Annotated in this window: 23 protein-coding genes and 1 other RNA gene; 10 read left to right on the top strand and 14 right to left on the bottom strand. The window is 62.3% G+C overall.

What is annotated here, in order from left to right; genetic code table 11:
• Nucleotides 1–5: 5 nt before the first annotated feature.
• The 3 genes from AAEQ75_RS17985 to AAEQ75_RS17975 all read left to right on the top strand — a co-directional run bounded on the left by AAEQ75_RS17985 (nt 6) and on the right by AAEQ75_RS17975 (nt 1,519).
• Nucleotides 6–188, top strand: a complete 183-nt coding sequence (locus AAEQ75_RS17985; RefSeq protein WP_343349998.1) for a hypothetical protein — start codon at nt 6–8, stop codon at nt 186–188.
• The gene (locus tag AAEQ75_RS17980; RefSeq protein ID WP_343349996.1) at nt 185–1,072 is read left to right on the top strand and encodes an SDR family NAD(P)-dependent oxidoreductase; all 888 of its coding nucleotides are present in this window, start codon (nt 185–187) and stop codon (nt 1,070–1,072) included. Before AAEQ75_RS17985 ends, AAEQ75_RS17980 begins: the two co-directional genes overlap by 4 nt.
• A 198-nt stretch (nt 1,073–1,270) precedes the next feature.
• Nucleotides 1,271–1,519, top strand: coding sequence for a hypothetical protein (locus AAEQ75_RS17975; RefSeq protein WP_343349995.1), 249 nt, complete (start codon nt 1,271–1,273; stop codon nt 1,517–1,519).
• 82 nt (nt 1,520–1,601) lie between these two features.
• Here the strand turns inward: AAEQ75_RS17975 and AAEQ75_RS17970 are convergent, their stop codons facing one another.
• The 3 genes from AAEQ75_RS17970 to AAEQ75_RS17960 form a co-directional block, all read right to left on the bottom strand.
• Complete coding sequence (locus AAEQ75_RS17970) at nt 1,602–1,817, bottom strand: DUF3820 family protein (RefSeq protein ID WP_099523655.1); 216 nt, start codon at nt 1,815–1,817, stop codon at nt 1,602–1,604.
• Nucleotides 1,818–1,885: 68 nt separating this feature from the next.
• Nucleotides 1,886–2,479, bottom strand: coding sequence for a 2-hydroxychromene-2-carboxylate isomerase (locus AAEQ75_RS17965; protein ID WP_343349993.1), 594 nt, complete (start codon nt 2,477–2,479; stop codon nt 1,886–1,888).
• A gap of 43 nt (nt 2,480–2,522) precedes the next feature.
• Nucleotides 2,523–3,254 carry an SDR family oxidoreductase gene (locus AAEQ75_RS17960; RefSeq protein WP_343349992.1) on the bottom strand — a complete coding sequence of 244 codons (732 nt, stop codon included), beginning with the start codon at nt 3,252–3,254 and terminating at the stop codon, nt 2,523–2,525.
• Nucleotides 3,255–3,377: 123 nt separating this feature from the next.
• Between AAEQ75_RS17960 and AAEQ75_RS17955 the strand changes: the two genes are divergently transcribed.
• From AAEQ75_RS17955 to AAEQ75_RS17940, 4 genes are all read left to right on the top strand, one after another.
• On the top strand, nt 3,378–4,028 hold the full coding sequence (locus tag AAEQ75_RS17955; RefSeq protein ID WP_343349990.1) for a YceH family protein: 651 nt from the start codon (nt 3,378–3,380) through the stop codon (nt 4,026–4,028).
• An 18-nt stretch (nt 4,029–4,046) separates the two neighbouring features.
• Complete coding sequence (locus AAEQ75_RS17950; RefSeq protein ID WP_143506335.1) at nt 4,047–4,364, top strand: I78 family peptidase inhibitor; 318 nt, start codon at nt 4,047–4,049, stop codon at nt 4,362–4,364.
• Nucleotides 4,365–4,459: 95 nt separating this feature from the next.
• Nucleotides 4,460–4,912, top strand: a complete 453-nt coding sequence (locus AAEQ75_RS17945) for a MarR family winged helix-turn-helix transcriptional regulator (RefSeq protein ID WP_256835176.1) — start codon at nt 4,460–4,462, stop codon at nt 4,910–4,912.
• Nucleotides 4,913–5,227: 315 nt separating this feature from the next.
• Nucleotides 5,228–5,653 (top strand): organic hydroperoxide resistance protein, encoded by a 426-nt coding sequence (locus AAEQ75_RS17940; RefSeq protein ID WP_036994554.1) that lies wholly within the window; start codon nt 5,228–5,230, stop codon nt 5,651–5,653.
• Nucleotides 5,654–5,805: 152 nt separating this feature from the next.
• Here the strand turns inward: AAEQ75_RS17940 and AAEQ75_RS17935 are convergent, their stop codons facing one another.
• From AAEQ75_RS17935 to AAEQ75_RS17915, 5 genes are all read right to left on the bottom strand, one after another.
• Entirely contained in the window at nt 5,806–7,173 is a 1,368-nt protein-coding gene (locus AAEQ75_RS17935) for an aspartate aminotransferase family protein (RefSeq protein WP_343349988.1), read from the bottom strand.
• 23 nt (nt 7,174–7,196) lie between these two features.
• Nucleotides 7,197–8,543 carry a glutamine synthetase family protein gene (locus tag AAEQ75_RS17930; RefSeq protein ID WP_343349987.1) on the bottom strand — a complete coding sequence of 449 codons (1,347 nt, stop codon included), beginning with the start codon at nt 8,541–8,543 and terminating at the stop codon, nt 7,197–7,199.
• A 26-nt stretch (nt 8,544–8,569) separates the two neighbouring features.
• Nucleotides 8,570–9,127 (bottom strand): helix-turn-helix domain-containing protein, encoded by a 558-nt coding sequence (locus tag AAEQ75_RS17925; protein WP_074914745.1) that lies wholly within the window; start codon nt 9,125–9,127, stop codon nt 8,570–8,572.
• 16 nt (nt 9,128–9,143) lie between these two features.
• Nucleotides 9,144–10,433 (bottom strand): NAD(P)/FAD-dependent oxidoreductase, encoded by a 1,290-nt coding sequence (locus tag AAEQ75_RS17920; protein ID WP_343349986.1) that lies wholly within the window; start codon nt 10,431–10,433, stop codon nt 9,144–9,146.
• A 78-nt stretch (nt 10,434–10,511) separates the two neighbouring features.
• The gene (locus AAEQ75_RS17915; protein ID WP_343349984.1) at nt 10,512–10,811 is read right to left on the bottom strand and encodes a putative quinol monooxygenase; all 300 of its coding nucleotides are present in this window, start codon (nt 10,809–10,811) and stop codon (nt 10,512–10,514) included.
• A 496-nt stretch (nt 10,812–11,307) separates the two neighbouring features.
• Here AAEQ75_RS17915 and AAEQ75_RS17910 point away from each other — a divergent pair, with 496 nt between their 5' ends.
• Complete coding sequence (locus AAEQ75_RS17910; RefSeq protein ID WP_343349982.1) at nt 11,308–12,255, top strand: AraC family transcriptional regulator; 948 nt, start codon at nt 11,308–11,310, stop codon at nt 12,253–12,255.
• A gap of 77 nt (nt 12,256–12,332) precedes the next feature.
• Here the strand turns inward: AAEQ75_RS17910 and AAEQ75_RS17905 are convergent, their stop codons facing one another.
• The 5 genes from AAEQ75_RS17905 to dnaX form a co-directional block, all read right to left on the bottom strand.
• Nucleotides 12,333–13,481, bottom strand: coding sequence for an acyl-CoA dehydrogenase family protein (locus tag AAEQ75_RS17905; protein ID WP_125836539.1), 1,149 nt, complete (start codon nt 13,479–13,481; stop codon nt 12,333–12,335).
• 66 nt (nt 13,482–13,547) lie between these two features.
• A complete protein-coding gene (locus tag AAEQ75_RS17900; protein ID WP_343349980.1) occupies nt 13,548–14,126 on the bottom strand; it encodes a DUF4157 domain-containing protein in 579 nt (192 codons plus the stop codon).
• 30 nt (nt 14,127–14,156) lie between these two features.
• Entirely contained in the window at nt 14,157–14,756 is a 600-nt protein-coding gene (gene recR, locus AAEQ75_RS17895; protein WP_343349979.1) for a recombination mediator RecR, read from the bottom strand.
• 212 nt (nt 14,757–14,968) lie between these two features.
• Nucleotides 14,969–15,295 carry a YbaB/EbfC family nucleoid-associated protein gene (locus AAEQ75_RS17890; RefSeq protein ID WP_074940389.1) on the bottom strand — a complete coding sequence of 109 codons (327 nt, stop codon included), beginning with the start codon at nt 15,293–15,295 and terminating at the stop codon, nt 14,969–14,971.
• Nucleotides 15,296–15,318: 23 nt separating this feature from the next.
• A complete protein-coding gene (gene dnaX, locus AAEQ75_RS17885) occupies nt 15,319–17,361 on the bottom strand; it encodes a DNA polymerase III subunit gamma/tau (RefSeq protein ID WP_343349977.1) in 2,043 nt (680 codons plus the stop codon).
• 465 nt (nt 17,362–17,826) lie between these two features.
• Here dnaX and AAEQ75_RS17880 point away from each other — a divergent pair, with 465 nt between their 5' ends.
• Nucleotides 17,827–18,048: a hypothetical protein gene (locus tag AAEQ75_RS17880; protein WP_099525504.1), complete on the top strand. Its 222-nt coding sequence runs from the start codon at nt 17,827–17,829 to the stop codon at nt 18,046–18,048.
• A gap of 53 nt (nt 18,049–18,101) precedes the next feature.
• Nucleotides 18,102–18,389, top strand: coding sequence for a DUF3509 domain-containing protein (locus tag AAEQ75_RS17875; protein ID WP_343349976.1), 288 nt, complete (start codon nt 18,102–18,104; stop codon nt 18,387–18,389).
• Nucleotides 18,390–18,509: 120 nt separating this feature from the next.
• On the opposite strand, the gene ffs is transcribed toward AAEQ75_RS17875, so the two are convergent.
• An RNA gene (gene ffs / locus AAEQ75_RS17870) (signal recognition particle sRNA small type) lies at nt 18,510–18,606 on the bottom strand.
• Nucleotides 18,607–18,669: the final 63 nt, after the last annotated feature.

Here is an 18,669-nt window from a genome sequence, read left to right as displayed (position 1 = left end):
GATGCATGAGCTGGTACCTGCACCCGGTCAGTGGCCGCAACTGCACGGTGTGGCCGGGCTTCACCTGGCGCTACCGCATGCTGACGCGTCACTTCGATCCCCCTGCCTACCACTTCAGCCGCAAGCAGGCCGCTCACCCGGCACAGAGCAACGCCGTCGACCTCGACGTGCAGGAGACCAGCGCATGAAATCCTTAGAGAACAAGGTAGCCGCCATCACCGGCGCCGGCTCTGGTATCGGCCGCGCCCTCGCCTATCACCTGGCACGCCAGGGCTTTCACCTGGCGCTGTCCGACGTCAACGTCGAGGGCCTCAAGGAAACCGCCGAGCAGGCGCGCAAACTTGGTGTCACCATCAGCCAGCAGCGCGTCGACGTCGCCGACCGCGCAGCCGTCGAGGCCTGGGCCGAGCAGATCGTCAGCGAATTTGGCAGGGTCAATGCCATCTTCAACAATGCCGGCGTGGCTCAGGGTGGCACCGTGGAAGGCAACGATTACGCCGACTACGAGTGGATCATGAACATCAACTTCTGGGATGTGATCAACGGCACCAAGGCCTTCCTGCCTTATCTCAAGGCGGCTGGCCAGGGTCATGTGGTCAACGTCTCCAGCGTCTTTGGGCTGTTCTCCCAGCCCGGAATGAGCGCCTACAACGCCAGCAAGTTCGCCGTGCGCGGTTTTACCGAGTCATTGCGCCAGGAGCTGGACATGGCCGCTTGCGGGGTGTCCGCCAGTTGCGTGCACCCCGGCGGCATCCGCACCAACATCGCCAAGACCGCGCGCATGAATGACAGCTTGGCCAAGGTCACCGGCCAGGCCGCCGAACAGGCGCGTCAGCAATTCAACGACCAGTTGCTGCGCACCACGCCGGACCAGGCGGCAAAGGTCATCGTAAATGGCGTGCTGGCCAACAAGCGGCGCATCCTCATCGGCGCCGATGCCCACGCCCTGGACTGGATGCAGCGCAGCATGCCGGCGCTGTATCAGCGTCTGGTCACCGTCTCGATGCGCTTGGCCGCCCGCTTCACGCCCAAGCCACGAAACGCGGACAAAGCGCGCGAGGCGACCGAGTAGCCTCACGGCAAGCACCACTCAGGGCCGGCCAATGCCTGCCCTGTGCGTTTGTCGGACCAAGCTCGCTGCTGCGCCAACTGGGCTAAGGTAGGAGAACAGACGCATCACTCATCCAAGCGGCGCCGCTACCGGCTCCCGGCTGGAACTTCGGTGTGGCGTCGACGCCGAGGGCGGCGCCTCGATCTACGAGGTGGCCTCATGAGCGCGCTTACCTGCACCCACCGCGACCACACCATCCGTGCCAGCGTCATGGAACACCCTAGCCTGCCGACACCCTGGGCCGGTGGTTGCCAGATCACCGATCCCGACGGCAACACCAGCAAACGGCAGACCTTGCCGGTGGATTACGCCTTCATGGACGACCTGAGCAAAGCCCAGCACGCGTCCATCGCACACGGCAAGTGGCTGGTGGACCAGAAGCTGGATCACGGGCGCAACTGGCATTGAGATGACGGCATTACCGTAGGGTGTGCTGTGCGCACCTCAATTCCTGCACGCGCACGCTGATGCGCATGGCACACCCGACGGCTTACGCATTCTTTCGCAGCGGGTCTAGCAGCGGCTTGAGGCCGTTGTGGTCGATCTCCTGCATCAGCGCCAACAACTGGCCCAACTCGCCCTTGGGGAAGCCCGTGCGGGCGAACCAGTTGAGGTAGTGCCCCGGCAGATCGGCTATCAGCCGATCCTTGTACTTGCCATAAGGCATTCGGCGGGTCACCAGGAGTTTCAATGCTTCGGGGTTCATCGGGTACTCGAACGGCCAGACAATAATCCGGCCATTGTGCCAGGCATCAGGCCCGGTACGAAAAGCACCTAGGCGCGAAGGGCTTCGCGAACGAAATCCAGGCGATCCTGGCCAAAGAACATCTCCTCGCCGACGAAGCAGGTCGGTGCACCAAATACGCCGCGCTTGACCGCTTCCTCGGTAGTCGCCTTGAGCCTGTCCTTGACTGCCGGTTCCGCGATCTGCGCCTGCAACTGCGCCGCATCGAAGCCAGCGGCCATCAGCACGCCTGCCACCTTGGCCAGATCGCCCATGTTCACCCCATCGACCCAGATTGCCCGGAACAGCGTCTGCAAGGCATCGTCGAAGCGCTCCGGCTGATACAGCTGGACGGCTACCAGCAAGCGCATCAGCGTCAGGGTATTGATCGGGAAATACGGGTTGAAACGCATCGGTACGCCGTAACGCTCGGCAAAACGTGCCAGGTCGCGAATCATGTAGCGGCCCTTGACCGGAATCATCGCTGGCGACGCGTTGCCGGTGGCCTGGAACACGCCGCCGAGCAGCATCGGCCGATAGACCAGCGTTGCTCCGGTTTCGCGGCACAGATCAGACAACTGGGTATGGGCCAGGTAGGACGCCGGGCTGCCCAGATCGAAGAAGAACTCCACTGTCTTGCTCATCAGCTTCACTCGCTCGTTATTGTGATTATGGGTTTAGCGCAGGTTACCAGCGCTCCATCCACGGCCGCAGGTCCAGCTCGAAGGTCCAGGCGTCACGCAGCTGGCTGTGCAGAAACCAGTAGCTGTCGGCGATGTGTTCGGGATCGAGAATGCCATCCTGATCCTTCTTGGCGTAGAGCTCCGGAAAGCTATCGCGGATAAAGGCCGTATCGATGGCGCCATCCACCACCACATGAGCGACATGCACATTCAACGGCCCCAACTCACGCGCCATGCTCTGCGCCAGCGCCCGGATGCCGTGCTTGGCCCCGGCGAAAGCGGCAAACCCGGCAGCACCGCGCAAACCAGCAGTGGCGCCAGTGAACAAAATGGTGCCACGGCCGCGGCCGACCATGCGTCTGGCCACCGCCTGACTGGTCAGGAAGCCGGAGAAACAGGCCATTTCCCAGATCTTGAAGTATTTGCGCGCGGTTTCCTCGAGAATGCTGCAGGGCACGTTGGCGCCGATATTGAACACCATTACCTCGATCGGCCCGATGTCACGCTCGATGCTCTCAACCAGTTCAGCCACCTGCTCCTCACGCCGTGCATCGGACGCGAAACCGTGCGCCTCACCGCCCTCGCCGCGGATTTCCTCCAGCAGCGGTTGCAGTTTGTCCAGACTACGACGGGTGACGCAGGCGACATACCCTTCACGGGCGAAGCGCCGGGCGATGGCGCTACCAGTGGCATCGCCAGCGCCAATGATCAAAGCGACCTTCTTGTTCTCGTTCATGGCCCACTCCGTTGATTGACGGTCATTAGCTTAGCGAACGTCATGTTCGAACACACATTGAAGTGTGTCAGCCAGGGGCGGATGCCGTTAACCTAAGCGAATTCTTTCTGCCAGGATCGATCCATGTCGCACACTCCTTCCCCACTGGTTGGTGAAACCCCACTGCACGCCGTCGAGGTGCGCATCCTCGGTTGCCTGATCGAAAAGCAACTGACCACACCGGAAACCTACCCGCTGACGCTCAATGCCGTGCAACTGGCCTGCAACCAGAAGACCAGCCGCGAACCGCTGATGAACCTGGAAACCGGAGAAGTCGGGCGCTACCTGCGCAGCCTCGAAGGTCGCCAGTTGGTGCATCTGGTGATGGGCAGCCGTGCCGATCGCTGGGAACAGCGCTGCGACAAGCAGCTGGAGTTGGTCAAGCCACAGACGGTGCTACTCGGCCTGCTAATGCTGCGTGGCCCGCAAACGCTCAACGAGCTGCTCACGCGCAGCAACCGCATGCACGACTTCGACGATGTCGCAGAGGTCCAGCACCAACTGGAGCGCCTGATCGGTCGCGGGCTGGCCCTGCTGCTGCCGCGCCAGAGCGGTCAGCGCGAGGATCGCTACATGCATCTGCTCGGCGAGCCTGCCGATCTGGACAGTCTGCTTGCCAGCCGCCCCCAAAACCGCAGCGAGGCTTCGGCACCTAACGATTATCGTCTGGTCGAACTGGAAGCGCGCATCGCCGCACTCGAAGAACGTCTGGCGCGCCTGGAAGGCGCGCAGTAACCCAAAGGAGCTCATGCATTGATTTTCAAGACCCGTTTCTGCCTCATCCTCGGTGCCACCCTGCTCGCTGCCGGCTGCAGCAGCACGGCGGACAAACCGGCCGCCGCCGCGGCCCCGAGCGGCCCGACGCCCGATAGCTGCACCTCCTCCGTGGTCGAGCATCTCAAGGGCCAGACGGCCACGCCCGAGTTGCTGGAGCAAGCCCGCAAGCAGGCTGGTGCCAGCAGCGCACGCATCCTCACCCCGACCAGCGTGGTGACCCTGGAATACAACCGTCAGCGCCTGAACCTGAACGTCGACGAGCAGCGTGTCATCACTCGCGTGACCTGCGGCTAAGCCTCGCCCTGGTGCGGGCTTACCCGCACCAACCTCTGGCGCAACTATCATTAGCGCGCTAATTTGAACCACCCGCCACTTCACAGGCCGCCGCCATGACCACCCCCGTGGAACCCTGCGCCGAACTGCTGCTGGACAACCAGCTGTGCTTCGCCCTCTATTCCACCTCGCTGATGATGACCAAGACCTACAAGCCGCTGCTGCAGGCACTGGGGCTCACCTACCCGCAGTACCTGGCCATGCTGGTGCTGTGGGAGAACGAAGGCATCACCGTCAGCGAAATCAGCGCCCGCATGCTGACCGACCCGGGCTCACTCACCCCGCTGCTCAAGCGCCTGGAGAGCGAGGGCCTGCTGCAGCGCCAACGCAGCAGCCAGGACGAGCGCGTGGTGCAGCTCCACCTCACCGACAAGGGCCGTGCCCTGCACGAACAGGCCAAGGCATTGCCGGCCTGCATTCTCAGGGCCTCGGGCCTCGACTTGCCGACCCTGGGCAAGTTGCGTGACGACCTGGTCGACCTGCGCCAGCACCTGCAGGACGCGCTCTGATCGCGGGCGATGCGAGCCATCGCCCCGTCCGCCCTCATTCTCCCCGCCTGACCTGCCCTACCAACCTGCCCCTCCTGCGTCTTCCATACCCTGCCAGACGGCTTCCGCATGAGCGCAAGATGGCCCCCCCTATACGGCTCTAGCTCTCGCCGCATCTGGTTATTCCATCGAACACTGACCCTATAACCAAATACCTTATAAATTTATCTTGCGCACAAACCATATGCACACTAATGTTTTCTCCATGGAAACGGTTAGCGCACAAATGATTAGCGAGCCAATCCATCATTCACTGACCTAACGAGGAATATCGCCATGACTATCGAAAACGTTCTCTACCGCGCCACCGCTGAAGCCTTTGGTGGCCGTGAAGGCCGCGCTGTGTCCTCCGACGGCATCCTCGACATCGCCCTGACCACCCCGAAAGAACTCGGCGGCGCTGGCGGTAACGGCACCAACCCTGAACAACTGTTCGCTGCCGGCTATTCCGCCTGCTTCCTCGGCGCCCTGAAATTCGTCGCCGCCCGCGACAAGCTGAGCATCCCGGCTGACACCTTCATCGAAGGCACCGTCGGCATCGGCGCCATCCCCACCGGCTTCGGCATCGAAGTGGAACTGCGCATCAGCCTGCCCGGCCTGGCCCCGGAAGCCGCACAAACCCTGGTGGATCGCGCGCACATCGTCTGCCCGTACTCCAACGCCACCCGCGGCAACATCGACGTCACTCTGACCATCGTCTGACTCTCGCCTACGCCCCAAAAAAAGAAACCCCACCACCGGTAACGGTCGCAGGGTTTCTCTTGCTCATCGTCTTTCGCGGCTGAAGCGGAATGCCGCCCAGCCGCTACACATGCAATCTTCGCGCAGGAGCGCCTTCAGCTGCGAATTTCTACTCAGACAAAATTACGCACCTGCTCCCAGGTCAGATCCAGGCATTTGCGCGCTTTCTCTACCAGCTCATCCACTTCCGCCTGGCTAATCACCAATGGCGGCGCAATGATCATGGTGTCGCCCACCGCGCGCATGATCAGACCGTTGTTGAAGCAGTGGCCACGGCACACCATGCCCACGCCCACATCACCGGAGAAGCGCTTGCGCGTGGCTTTGTCCTGCACCAGCTCGATAGCGCCGAGCATACCGACGCCACGTACTTCGCCCACCAGCGGATGATCGGCCAGCTCACGCAGGCGCTTCTGCAGGTAGGGCGCGGTTTCCGCCTTCACCCGCTCGACGATGCCCTCTTCCTTGAGAATGCGCAGGTTCTCCAACCCCACCGCCGCCGCCACCGGATGGCCGGAGTAGGTGAAGCCGTGGTTGAAGTCGCCATGCGCTTCGATCACTTCGAACACCTTGTCGCTGACGATCAGCCCGCCCATCGGCACGTAGCCCGAGGTCAGGCCCTTGGCGATGGTCATCAGATCAGGTTTGAGGTCGTAGTACTGGCTGCCGAACCATTCGCCGGTACGGCCGAAGCCGCAGATCACTTCGTCGGCAACGAAGAGAATGTCGTACTTGGCAAGGATTTCCTTGATGCGCGGCCAGTAGGTTTCCGGCGGGATGATCACGCCACCGGCACCCTGGATCGGCTCGGCGATAAAGGCCGCCACGTTTTCCTCGCCCAATTCGAGAATCTTCTTCTCCAACTGGTCAGCCGCCCAGATACCGAAGGCTTCCGGCGTCATATCGCCGCCCTCGCCGAACCAGTAAGGCTGCGGGATATGCGCGATACCAGGGATCGGCAGGTCACCCTGCTCGTGCATGAACTTCATGCCACCGAGGCTGGCGCCGGCCACGGTGGAGCCGTGGTAGCCGTTGTCGCGGCCGATGATGACTTTCTTGATCGGCTGGCCTTTGCACGCCCAATAGTGGCGTACCAGGCGCAGCATGGTGTCGTTACCTTCCGAGCCCGAACCCGTGAAAAACACGTGGTTCATACCGGCCGGCGCCAGCTTGGAAATGGCATGCGCCAGCTCCAGCACCGGCGGGTGCGCGGTCTGGAAGAAGGTGTTGTAGAACGGCAGCTGCAACATCTGTTTGGAAGCTGCAGCGACCAGTTCCTCACGGCCATAGCCAACGGCCACGCACCACAGGCCGGCCATACCGTCGAGGATCTTGTGGCCCTCGCTGTCCCACAGGTGCACACCTTTGGCTTCGGTGATGATGCGCGGGCCCTTCTCGGCCAACTGCTTGTAATCACTGAACGGCGCCAGGTGGTGGGCCTGGCTCAGCGCCTGCCAGTGTGCGGTTTTCGAGTTATTCATGTCGCCTCCTTCGATCCGGGACATCACAGGTACCAGCGGTATTCGCGCGGGCTGATGTCGTGCATGAAGGCCAGGTGATCCTGGCGTTTGTTCTCGCAATAAACCATGACGAACTCGCTGCCGAGGCCAGCGGCGACGCGCTCGCTGGCCTGCATGCGGCGCACGGCGTCGAGCATGTCGTTGGGAAAGTCGACGCCGCTGGCGCGGTCGCCATTCAGTGGTGCGATGGGCTCGACCTGAGCGTCGAGGCCCTGTTCGATACTGGTCAGCAGCGCCGCCAGCACCAGGTAGGGGTTGGCATCGGCGCCCGGCAGGCGGAATTCCAGGCGCAGATTGCGCGCGTCCGATTCGGGAATGCGCACACAGGCGTCACGATCCTCGAAGCCCCAGCTGGCCTTACTCGCCGAGTTCACCTGGGCGCCAAAGCGGCGGTAGCTGTTGTGGTTCGGCGCGTAGATCGGCATCAATTCCGGCAGCAGCTCCAGGCAGCCGGCCACGGCATGCCGCAACGGGCGCTGCTCGTCACGCGCCAGCAGGTTGTCGCCCGCCTCGTCGTACAGGCTGACGTGGATGTGCATGCCACTGCCCGGATACTGCAGGTACGGCTTGGCCATGAAGCTGGCGCGATGGCCGTGTTTGAGCGCCACGCCACGGGTCACCCGGCAGAACAGCGCCGACCAGTCGGCGGCCTGCATCGGGTCGGCGTTATGACTGAAGTTAATCTCGAACTGCCCCGGGCCGATCTCGGCGGTGATCACCGTGGTATCGATGCCCTGCAGCCGCGCAGTCTCGGTGATGTCGTCGAGCACCTCGGCAAAGCGCGACAGCCGTTCGATATGCATGTTCGGCTGGTCGTCGGCATCCCCGCTCAGGTCATCGCGCGGGTACTGCGGCAAGCCGTCCTTGAGCGCCTTGTCGAACAGGTAGAACTCCAGCTCGAAGGCCACCACCGGCCGAATGCCACGCGCCGCCAGGCGCTGCACCACGCGCGCCAGCACCTCGCGCGGCTCGAACTCGATGGGCGCTTCGGTGCCATCGGAGCTGATCAGCATCTGCCCCAGCGGCTGGCGCTCCCAGTTCACCAGCTTGAGCGTTCCAGGAATCAGTCGCCGTGGTGCGTCCGGGTCGCCGTCATGGAAGCAGTAGTCGCCGATCTCGTAGAGCCCGCCCTGGGCACCCAGCAGCACGCAGTTCTGCGGCAACTTCAGGGCACTGCCGGCGGCAACCTTCTCCAGCATCTCGATGGGGTAGCGCTTGCCGTAGAAATGCCCGGGGATATCCAGACAAATCAGGTCGACGAAGCGCACCTCGGGGTGGGCCTGGCGGAATTGGCGGACTTCGTCGAGCAGCTCGACTCGGGTGGCGTTCATTGTGGTTATTTCCGATTCACGGGAGGTCAGGTGTAGATCCACAACACCCGCGCGGGGGTGTCGCCTTGGTTGGCATAACGCAGGCGCGCATAACTCGGCACCTGGAAAACGTCGCCGGGGTAAAGTGTGGCGCTCTCTTCGTCTTCGCCCAGCCACAGCGTCAGCTGGCCTTCGAGCACGTAGCCGGCCTGCTCGGAACGGTCGCTCATCTGACGCTCACCACTACTGGCACCCGGCTCGAGCAGGCTGTCGACGACCATGAAGGCGCCCTGCAGCGTCGGCGAGGCCATGATGTCGGTGATGCCCCCAGCCAGGTACAGGGTGCGGCGTTCGTCCGGTCGGGTCACCCAATCCAGCGCTTTGGGTTTGGGCAGGCTGTAGAAATAGGTGGTGGGTACGTCGAGCGCCTCAGCGATGGCGGTCAGATCCTCCACCGTCGGGCGCGACAGACCCCGTTCGACCTGCGAGAGAAAGCCCACCGAACGGCCGATGCGCTCGGCCAGCTCGTTGAGGGTGACCTTCTTGTGCTTGCGCAGGTCGTGGATGAGCACGGCCAGGGCCGCCATCTCCAGGTTTTTGTCCATCTCTGGGCTGTCCATTTCAGAAGCTGTCTCTTAGTCGGTACCAGGCCTTGCCAATGGCCTCGAGCGGCGCCGCCAGGCGCTCGCTGAAGGGGAATTCAGGGTTGCGCAGCTGCCGGTATAGCGCCAGTTCGTCGTCATTGCCGAGAATGGCATCGCTGACCGCTCGCGCAGCCGCCAGCGTCGGCAATACGCCATGTCCGGAGAAGCCCTGCAGCCAGTAACGGCCGTTCTCGCCGCCGATATCCGGCGTACGAGCACGAGTCACGTCGATATGCCCGCCCCATGCAAAGTCGATGGCCACGCCTGACAACTGCGGGAATACACGCTCGAGGAATGGCCGCGTGGCAGCCGCCATGTCCTTCGGCAGACCGCCCAGGTAGGTGCAGCCACCGCCAAACAGCAGGCGGTGATCCGGCGTACGGCGGAAGTAATCGAGGACGAACTGGTTGTCGGTGACGCAGGCATTGCGCGGCAGCAAGGCCTCGGCGCGCTCCGCACCTAGCGGCGCGGTGGCGATCTGGTAGGTGCCGACCGGCAGGATGCGCCGGGCCAGGCGCGGCTCCAGATCGTCGATATAAGTGTTGCAGGCCAGAACCAGTTGATCGGCCTGCACGCTGCCCTGCTCGGTACGCACGCGGTAGCCGTCACCATGCATCTCCTGGCTCAGCGCACGGCTCTGCTCGAAGATCTGCCCGCCGGCGCGAACGAAGGCCTCGGCAAGACCCAGTGCCAGCTTGAGCGGGTTGAGGTGGCCGGCTTCTGGGTCATACAGACCTGCCTGATAACGCTCACTGGCGACCCATTGCGGCATCTGCTCACGAGAGACGAACTGCAGCGCGCGGTGCCCCCACTTATAGGCGGCTTCTTCCTGCCATTCATGCAACAGCGCCACGCGGCGCGGCAGCACCGCCGTCCACAGATGACCCCGGCGGTAGTCGCAGTCGAAGCCATGGCGCTGGGGCAGTTCACGCAGCTGACGGGCGGCCCAGCTCATGCCATCCCAAAGACGTCGCGCACGCTCGATACCAAGCGCATTTTCCAGCGGCGGCATATCGCAGGACCAGCCGAGAATCGCCTGTCCACCGTTACGCCCGGAGGCGGCCCAGGCCACGCGACTGGCCTCGAGCAGAATGACCTTGCGTCCCGCTTCGGTCAGGCACAAGGCGGTGTGCAAGCCACTGAAGCCGGCGCCCACCACCAGCACATCACACTGCAAGTCACCCCGCAGGGCCGGATAGCGCTTCAGCCGATCCTGACAGCTCTGCGCGTAGTAGCTGTCGACGTGCTCACTGGCGTGGCGGAACATAGATGGCTCATGAAATTTTTAATAATTAATTTCATGAAAATCTATAGAGATAAATTCACAAAGGCAAGTCTGAGCGACTCAGGCGACCTGCTGCTGTAACTCCATGCCGCATTCGAGCTGAGTGAACAGCCCTTCGTCTATCGCCTGCGCCACTACCCGGCGCAGGCCTTCACTGCCGAGGAAAGCGTCACGTGCCGCAGCTGAGCGCCACTGCCCTTCTACCGACCAGGTCAGTGGATCATTGTGTAGAGGAAATACGCGCAGGCGTTCGCAGCCCGGCATATCTCGGCCAACCTCGTGCAACCGCGCCAAGCACTGACCCAACCGAGTCGAACGGCCATGACGGGCACAAACGGTCATACAATGAATGATGCTCATGGCAACCTCCTGGAACTGAATCAATACAGACCGGCAGCGTTTCGCAGCAAAACATGGGGCGCTGCGCCTGGTTCGGCAGAAGCCGCTCCGCCAACGGCTCTTGAGTCGAGCCAGGCCGTGGCGATCAACAACAGGGGCAATGGCGCGATCAACCATTTACTCGGCATGGCTCGCTCCTTTCGTGACGGATGTGGGCACCACTTAGCGGGGGACATGGCTACTGCAGGTGTTTGAGCCGGCACAGAGGCACGACGCGCTGACGACAAAGATCAGGCAGATGGTCATCCCAGCGTTAGTCGATTACTGGCAGATTCTTGCCTAAACCTGCATTGATTGGATCACTTCCAGGCAGCCGAGTCTTCAAGCGATAAACCTAGAAATACTCTGTATGCTTGGTCATTTGCCCATTACCGACAAATATTTGCCTAATCCTGCCGCCCCTCATGACTTGCCTGAAAAACCTGGCTAGGCTTCGCTCACCTTTCGGAGGCGCGCCATGCAGTCACCCATTCACACCACCACAAATCTCGACACCCCACTTGCGGAACTGAGCCACGAAATGGCGCGCCTGGTCGAACGCTTCGTTCCCGAGGACGGCCTGCACCTCACTGCTATTCCAGGGTTGAAACTGGCGCGCGCCACGACGCCGAGCCTGCCGATGCAAACGGTCTACGATCCGTGCCTGTGCATCATCGCCCAGGGCCGCAAGGAGATACGCCTGGGTGACGAACTCTACGTCTATGATCCACTGAACTACCTGGTGGCATCGGTGGTGCTGCCAGTGACGGGCCGAGTGATCGAAGCCAGCCCCGAGGCGCCCTACCTGAGTATCGCGCTGGAGATCGATCCGGCACTGATCAGCAGCCTGCTCACCGAGATGCCGCCGATTCCGGCGCCCGATGCTGCCTCACAGCGCGCACTGTTTCTCGACCGTCTCGACCCACGCTTGCTGGATGCGGTGATCCGCCTGCTGCGCCTGCTGGAAACCCCGCGCGACATCGCCATGCTGGCGCCACTGGCACTGCGCGAGATTTTCTACCGCATGCTGCACAGCCCGCAGGGCCATCGCCTGCATGAAGTGGTCATCGCCGACAGCCAGAGCCAACGCATCTCCCGCGCCATCGAGTGGCTGCGCAAGAACTTCGACCAGCCGCTGCGTATCGAGGAGCTGGCTCGCGAAGTCAATCTGAGCCCATCGACACTGCACCATCGCTTCAAGGCCGTCACCGCCTTCAGCCCGCTGCAGTACCAAAAACAACTGCGCCTGCAGGAGGCTCGCCGGTTGATGCTGTGCGACAACCTCGAGGCGGCGGCGGCCAGTTATCGCGTCGGCTACGAAAGCCCATCGCAGTTCAGCCGTGAGTACAGCCGTCTGTTCGGTGATCCACCGCAACGCGATATCGCGCGCCTGCGCCAGGCAGCGCAGAGTCAGGTAGCATCCTGATCACCGATTTCCGTGGGAGGCGCTTTATTTCGCCTCGTTTAAGCTAATCGCGGCTGAAGCCCCTCCCACGCCAGCCGCTACAAACCCATCTGCTTCGAAATGATCTCGTTCATGATCTCCCGCGTGCCCCCACCGATGGAGAGAATGCGGTTATCGCGGTACAGGCGCTCGACGAGAGACTCGCGCATGTAACCCATACCGCCCATGATCTGCACCGCATCGTAGGTCAGACGGTCAGCGATATCGGTGGCGAAGTTCTTGGCCATGGAAATCTCCTTGATCACGCTTCTGCCAGCCGCCATCTGTGCGGCCTGGCGGTAGGTGAACTCACGCGACACCTCCAGCTGGGTCGCCATCTCGGCCAGACGGTGCTTGAGCACCTGGAACTTGCCCACCGGTTTGCCGAACGCCTGACGCTCGCGCGCCCATTTCATCGACTCTTCGAGTGCCAGTTGCGCGGTCATGTTGGCCATGATCGCCAGGCTCAGGCGCTCGCTCTGGAAGTTGGCCATGATGCAGGCGAAGCCGGCGTTCTCCACACCAATCAGGTTCTCCACCGGCACCTTACAATCGTCGAAGAACAGCTCGGCAGTGTCGGACGCCCACCAGCCCATCTTCTTCAGCTTGCGCCCGACGGTGAAACCCGGCGTACCCTTCTCCACCAGCAACAGGCTGACGCCGCCAAAGCCCTCGCCACCGGTACGCACCGCGACCGTGTAGTAATCGGCACGCACACCACTGGTGATGAAGGTCTTGCTGCCATTGATGCGGTAGTGGTCGCCGTCACGCACGGCGCGGGTCTTGAGATTGGCCACATCGGAGCCACCAGAAGGCTCAGTCACCGCCAGCGCCATGATCTTCTCGCCGGCCAGCACCTGCGGCACTACACGCTCGCGCACGACGGGCTTGGCCCATTTGACGATGGGCGGCAAGCCGATATCCAGTGAACCCAGCCCGGCCACCAGTCCGCCCGAGCCACTGCGCATCAGCTCCTCGCTGGCCGCGACCTTGGCGAAGACATCGCCCTCGTGACTGCCGCCGAACTGCTCCGGGTAGCCGATACCGAGAATGCCTGCGGCGCCGGCCTTGAGGTACAGCTCACGGGGGAATTCCTCGGCCTCCTCCCACTCGTCGATATGCGGCAGGATCTCGCGCTCGACGAAACGCCGGACGGAGTCACGAACCAGTTGGTGGGATTCATCGAAATACGACAAAGGGGCGGCCATGCGGGTACTCCCGTTATTGTTTTGGCCACCCTAACCTAGCGCTTGCTTGGTTTTCAAGCGAGCGTTTCATTTCTGCTCGCGCAGCGCCTTCCTCACCCGCTCGCCCATTTCGTAGGCCGGCCCTTCCACTGCCTGGAAATTACGGGTGTAGCGCTGGGCGAAGCCATCAGTGCCCCACTCGCGATACTGCTGCACATGCCATAACTCATGCGCCCATAGCACAGCATCCTCTGCGGCGGCATCGCTGCTGCGAAACACCACCACGTCGACCAGCGTCACGGCCTGTACATCGGGGTTCTGCAGCATGACGGTGGCAGCGTCCATCTCGTCGGTGATGCCGACGCGATAACGCACTTCATCGAGCAACGCATCGTCGTAGAACCGCGCGAGCTGCGCGCGAATCATCAAAGGGATGGGCTCGGTACCGGCCCGTAGAGCCGCCTGGCGGGACTGCAGCAACCACGCTTCAAGCCTGACTGCTGCCAGGTTCAGGCCGTCCTCACGCATACGCACGGGATCCGGCACGCACAGACAGGAGCTGCCCAGGCACACCTGTACCTGCCCGGCCGGGCATTGAGCTTGCGCGGCCAGGGGCGCTACAAGCAGGAGCAACAGGGCAATACGGCACAGAGTGTCAGCGATCACAGGCACTCCGAATCGAGAGGGTTTGACGGTTTACAGGCTGATCGGGCGCCGACCTGCCAAGGCATGGGCCAGAGTGCCGCCATCGACCAGTTCGAGCTCACCGCCCAGCGGCATACCATGGGCGATACGCGAGGCGATCAGGCCTTTACCGGCAAGAATCTGGGCGATGTAATGCGCCGTGGCCTCGCCTTCCACCGTCGGGTTGGTGGCCAGAATCACTTCGCTGAAAGCACCGGCATCGATGCGCTCCAGCAGCGCTGGAATACCGATGGCTTCCGGACCCAGGCCATCGAGCGGCGACAGGTGCCCCTTGAGCACGAAGTAGCGACCGCGAAAGCCGGTCTGCTCCACTGCATGCACGTCCATCGGACCTTCCACCACACACAGCAGGCTGTCGTCACGCCGCTCATCCAGGCACAGCTGGCAGACCTCGTCCTCGCTCAGGCTGCGGCAGCGCTTGCAATGCCCCACGCCTTCCATCGCCGCACTCAACGCCTGCGCCAGACGCTGACCGCCACTGCGATCACGCTCAAGCAGCTGCAGCGCCATGCGCTGCGCAGTCTTCTGGCCGACGCCGGGCAGGATGCGCAGAGAATCGATCAACTGGCGAATCAGAGGGCTGAAGCTCATGGAAGTCCTGCAAAAGTTGGCGGGCAATGATCTGGTGGGCTAAAGCCCACCCTACGAACTGCACACGCGAGCAACACAAGTAAGAGTGGCGATCAGGCGGCGTACAGGGCAAGGCGCCGGCGGACGAGGAACAGCAGTGTGCTGGAGCACATGAGGATTCCGAGTTCGCCGGCAACGCCGCCATGTGCGTCGACTGGACGGCGCGTAGCCTGTCAGAAGGGCATTTTGAAGCCGGGGGGAAGCTGCATCCCTGCAGTCATGCCGGACATCTTGTCCTGGCTGTTCTGCTCGACCTTGCGCACCGCATCGTTGACGGCAGCGGCGATCAGGTCTTCGAGCACTTCCTTGTCTTCCTGCATCAGGCTGTCATCCAGGGTGATGCGCTTGACGTCGTGACGACCGGTCATCACCACGCTGACCAGACCGGCGCCGGACTGGCCGGTGACTTCGGCGTTGGCCAGCTCTTCCTGCATCTTCTGCATTTTTTCCTGCATTTGCTGAGCCTGTTTCATCAGGCCTGCCATGCCACCTTTCATCATGTCGGTATCCTCGGTGTTCAGAATTAACTGGGGGTATCGATTGGTTCGATGCTGTCGTCGCGCACTTTGGCGGCGAACTGCTGAATCATTTGCTGCACCAGCGGGTCGGCATGGATCGAGGCCTCGGCGCTGCGCTGGCGATCGGCACGGCGACGAGCAGCGGCCTGTGCCGGTGTTTCCTGCTCGGGCTTGCACAGCTCGATGCGCAGTTTGATGCTGCGTCCCTGCTGCTGGTTCAGCGCATCATTGAGACGGCGCTGCTGAGTCGGGTTGAACAGCGCGCTGTGCGCAGGGTCCAGGTGCAGCAGCCAGTCATCACCATTGGCTTCGATCAGGGTGCAGTTGGCGGCGATGCTGCCAGTCATGCCGCCCAGGCCGAGCTGCGGGAACAGTGACAGCCACTCCGCCGCCAACCCCGTAGCCGGCTTGGCGGCCGGCAACGGCTCCTCGACCACGGAAGCCGCGGTTTCGGCCTGGCCAAAATCGTAATCGAGGGTTTCGGCGTCCATTTCGACATAGTCGTAGTCGCCAAGCGGCGGCTCGTCGTCGGCGCCATCGGTTTCCACCACGGGCTGCGCAGCCTCGCTGTGCTCCGGCGTGGCAGTCGCGGTCACTTGCGGGACTTCAGGCTCGACAACAGTCACCTCAGGCGCGGCTGACGCGACGGTCTGAACGGCGTCGGCCACGGGCGCAACGGGTGCGGCCGTTTCCCAGGGCACATCGACGGCGGCAGGCGCAGCGGGCTCAGGCTCAGGCTCAGGGGCGACGATAGCGGTCGCTGCAACCGGAGGCACAACCTCGGGGTCCGGCTCACTCACTGCAGGCTCAACGACAGGCGCCGATGCGACAGCTGGAGCAGGCGAAGAAAGCACAGGAACAGGAGCCGGCATAGCGGTGCCGGCCACTGGATTTTGTTGGGAATCAGCAGTGGCCTGGCTGATCCCCAAGGGCTTTAGCGTGACCTTGGGCGCATCGTCAGCGCCCCCCGGACGGAAGGCCAGCATGCGCAGCAGCACCATCTCGAAGCCACCGCGCGGTTCCGGGGCCAGGGGTAGATCGCGACGACCGATCAACCCCATCTGGTAGTAGAACTGCACATCTTCGGCCGGCAAGGCCTGGGCCAGTTGCAGCACGCGCTCGCGGTCGCCCTGGCCATTGTCCACTGCATCGGGCAGCGCCTGGGCGATGGCAACGCGGTGCAGGACGTTGAGCATTTCCGACAGCACGCCATTCCAGTCCGGCCCCTGCTCAGCGAGATGGCGCACCGCCTCGATCAGCGCACGTGCATCCCCCTCGATCAGAGCGTGCAGCACGCCGTAGACCTGGCCGTGATCGAGCGTGCCGAGCATGGCGCGCACATCAGCCGCCAGCACCTTGCCTTCACCAAAGGCAATGGCCTGGTCGGTCAGGCTCATGGCGTCGCGCATCGAACCGTCGGCAGCCCGGCCGAGCAGCCACAGGGCGTCGTCCTCGAACGGCACGTTCTCGGCAGTCAGTACATGGGTCAGATGCTCGACCACGCGCTCCGGTGGCATGTTCTTCAGCGAGAACTGCAGGCAGCGTGACAGCACGGTGACCGGCAACTTCTGCGGATCGGTGGTGGCGAGGAGGAATTTGACGTGGGGTGGCGGCTCCTCCAGGGTCTTCAACAGGGCGTTGAAGGAACTGGTGGAGAGCATGTGCACTTCGTCGATCAGGTAGACCTTGAAGCGTCCTCGGCTTGGCGAGTACTGCACGTTGTCGAGCAACTCGCGGGTGTCTTCGACCTTGGTGCGGCTGGCGGCGTCCACTTCGATCAGGTCGACGAAGCGGCCTTCATCGATCTCCCTGCACACCGAGCAGGTGCCGCAAGGGGTAGAGCTGATGCCGGTTTCGCAGTTCAGGCACTTGGCGATGATCCGCGCGATTGTGGTCTTGCCCACCCCGCGTGTACCGGTGAACAGGTAGGCATGGTGCAGGCGCTGGCTGTCCAAGGCATTGATCAGGGCTTTGAGCACATGCGTCTGGCCGACCATTTCGCGGAACGAGCGCGGACGCCATTTACGTGCAAGAACCTGATAACTCATGGAAAACCGTCATATGAGGAAAGCAAAAGTGGGCTAATCCTAGCGGAGCAACCGGCAAATTGCATCCGCCACCCGCATGCGTGGAGCTGCATCACCCTGACTTGAGAAATAGTGCTGGTTATTTCTTGCACAACGCATTATCATCCGCGCCGTTCGTACCACGCTGTAAGTCATTAAGGCCTTTGCGCCCCCTCGCTGGTTTCCCGGTTCAACGCCTAGCGCATCTCTGCGCTGCCGCCCTCCCCGATCCCACCTGCTGACTGATCAGGCCGACTCGCCGTTTATCGGTGCAGTTCCTCTGCCTGCCTCCGACGTACCGACCACGCCGAAGAACCGTAACAATGGAACTTTATCGTGCTAATCAAGCTCCGATCGGTTGACATGCTATGGCCGCTTTTTTGGCCAACAACATGGAGCTACACCACGCGCAACGAAGCGCACATGCTTTAAGGAATACCTAGAAAAATGAATGCTCAACATCAAATTCAGAAAGCCATCAGCACCCTGACTCACGCCTTCGCGCCGTTCGATTGCCGCATCCAGGCAACGCGCAAGGGCAGCTTCAGCTTTACCCTGGTCGACAAGACCGGTATCGCCCAGTACAGCCAGCGTCTCTACCCTGGCCAGTACAACGACGAGTCGCTGCAACAGGTGATCGAACGCACCCGTCAGTCGCTCACTGCCTGAACCAAGTCGTCATCCTGAGGTCAAAGGTGACCAACCTCAGGATGGAGTAGGACATGGAACTCACCAACCAACAGCTCGTCGATCACCTGTTCAATCCGCTGCGCGCCAGCTTCAGCTCGCCGCGCCCGGACGGCAGTATCATCCTCGCCCTGCTCGACGAGAGCAACAGCACCGTCTACAGCCGCGTCCTGGCCAAGCCACAGGTCACCGACCAAGATGCCTTCGCCCAGAGCCTGGAAGAAATTCGCCTGGAACTGGCCGTACGCGCCGGCAATATCCCAGCCGATCTGCGCAAGACACTCAAGGAACAGGACAGCGTGTTGAATTACCGCATCGCCTGAGCCTGCAAACAGCCAAAAGCCCGCGCCCAAAGCGCGGGCTTTTTATTGCGCACAGCAAAAACCTTCAGATAAACACTGAGGATAATGAGATAGGGGGAGGCTTGGAAAACTGGAGGTGGACCCTACCAGCCACACCCCGGCACACGATGTTCCCGCTGTGGCTGCTCCCTTCCGGGCCTGACCAGGTTAACGGGTAATCGTTGCGAGGGGACCGGCAGGGCCACCATAACGCTGCCCGCCATTGCGACGAGCCGCGCCATTGTAACGGCTAAACGTAAAC

It is taken from the genome of Pseudomonas sediminis, from assembly GCF_039555755.1.
GTDB classification, from domain to species: domain Bacteria; phylum Pseudomonadota; class Gammaproteobacteria; order Pseudomonadales; family Pseudomonadaceae; genus Aquipseudomonas; species Aquipseudomonas mendocina_D.
The sequence above is the reverse complement of the archived record's forward strand: the minus strand, read 5'-3'. Positions and strand labels throughout refer to the sequence as shown.

Excerpts from the sequence above, each read along its gene's own strand:
- AAEQ75_RS17985 (WP_343349998.1), top strand. The coding sequence starts at position 6 with ATGAGCTGGTACCTGCACCCGGTCAGTGGCCGCAACTGCACGGTGTGG.
- AAEQ75_RS17980 (WP_343349996.1), top strand. The coding sequence starts at position 185 with ATGAAATCCTTAGAGAACAAGGTAGCCGCCATCACCGGCGCCGGCTCT.
- AAEQ75_RS17975 (WP_343349995.1), top strand. The coding sequence starts at position 1,271 with ATGAGCGCGCTTACCTGCACCCACCGCGACCACACCATCCGTGCCAGC.
- AAEQ75_RS17970 (WP_099523655.1), bottom strand. The coding sequence starts at position 1,817 with ATGAACCCCGAAGCATTGAAACTCCTGGTGACCCGCCGAATGCCTTAT.
- AAEQ75_RS17965 (WP_343349993.1), bottom strand. The coding sequence starts at position 2,479 with ATGAGCAAGACAGTGGAGTTCTTCTTCGATCTGGGCAGCCCGGCGTCC.
- AAEQ75_RS17960 (WP_343349992.1), bottom strand. The coding sequence starts at position 3,254 with ATGAACGAGAACAAGAAGGTCGCTTTGATCATTGGCGCTGGCGATGCC.
- AAEQ75_RS17955 (WP_343349990.1), top strand. The coding sequence starts at position 3,378 with ATGTCGCACACTCCTTCCCCACTGGTTGGTGAAACCCCACTGCACGCC.
- AAEQ75_RS17945 (WP_256835176.1), top strand. The coding sequence starts at position 4,460 with ATGACCACCCCCGTGGAACCCTGCGCCGAACTGCTGCTGGACAACCAG.
- AAEQ75_RS17940 (WP_036994554.1), top strand. The coding sequence starts at position 5,228 with ATGACTATCGAAAACGTTCTCTACCGCGCCACCGCTGAAGCCTTTGGT.
- AAEQ75_RS17935 (WP_343349988.1), bottom strand. The coding sequence starts at position 7,173 with ATGAATAACTCGAAAACCGCACACTGGCAGGCGCTGAGCCAGGCCCAC.
- AAEQ75_RS17930 (WP_343349987.1), bottom strand. The coding sequence starts at position 8,543 with ATGAACGCCACCCGAGTCGAGCTGCTCGACGAAGTCCGCCAATTCCGC.
- AAEQ75_RS17925 (WP_074914745.1), bottom strand. The coding sequence starts at position 9,127 with ATGGACAAAAACCTGGAGATGGCGGCCCTGGCCGTGCTCATCCACGAC.
- AAEQ75_RS17920 (WP_343349986.1), bottom strand. The coding sequence starts at position 10,433 with ATGTTCCGCCACGCCAGTGAGCACGTCGACAGCTACTACGCGCAGAGC.
- AAEQ75_RS17915 (WP_343349984.1), bottom strand. The coding sequence starts at position 10,811 with ATGAGCATCATTCATTGTATGACCGTTTGTGCCCGTCATGGCCGTTCG.
- AAEQ75_RS17910 (WP_343349982.1), top strand. The coding sequence starts at position 11,308 with ATGCAGTCACCCATTCACACCACCACAAATCTCGACACCCCACTTGCG.
- AAEQ75_RS17905 (WP_125836539.1), bottom strand. The coding sequence starts at position 13,481 with ATGGCCGCCCCTTTGTCGTATTTCGATGAATCCCACCAACTGGTTCGT.
- recR (WP_343349979.1), bottom strand. The coding sequence starts at position 14,756 with ATGAGCTTCAGCCCTCTGATTCGCCAGTTGATCGATTCTCTGCGCATC.
- AAEQ75_RS17890 (WP_074940389.1), bottom strand. The coding sequence starts at position 15,295 with ATGATGAAAGGTGGCATGGCAGGCCTGATGAAACAGGCTCAGCAAATG.
- dnaX (WP_343349977.1), bottom strand. The coding sequence starts at position 17,361 with ATGAGTTATCAGGTTCTTGCACGTAAATGGCGTCCGCGCTCGTTCCGC.
- AAEQ75_RS17880 (WP_099525504.1), top strand. The coding sequence starts at position 17,827 with ATGAATGCTCAACATCAAATTCAGAAAGCCATCAGCACCCTGACTCAC.
- AAEQ75_RS17875 (WP_343349976.1), top strand. The coding sequence starts at position 18,102 with ATGGAACTCACCAACCAACAGCTCGTCGATCACCTGTTCAATCCGCTG.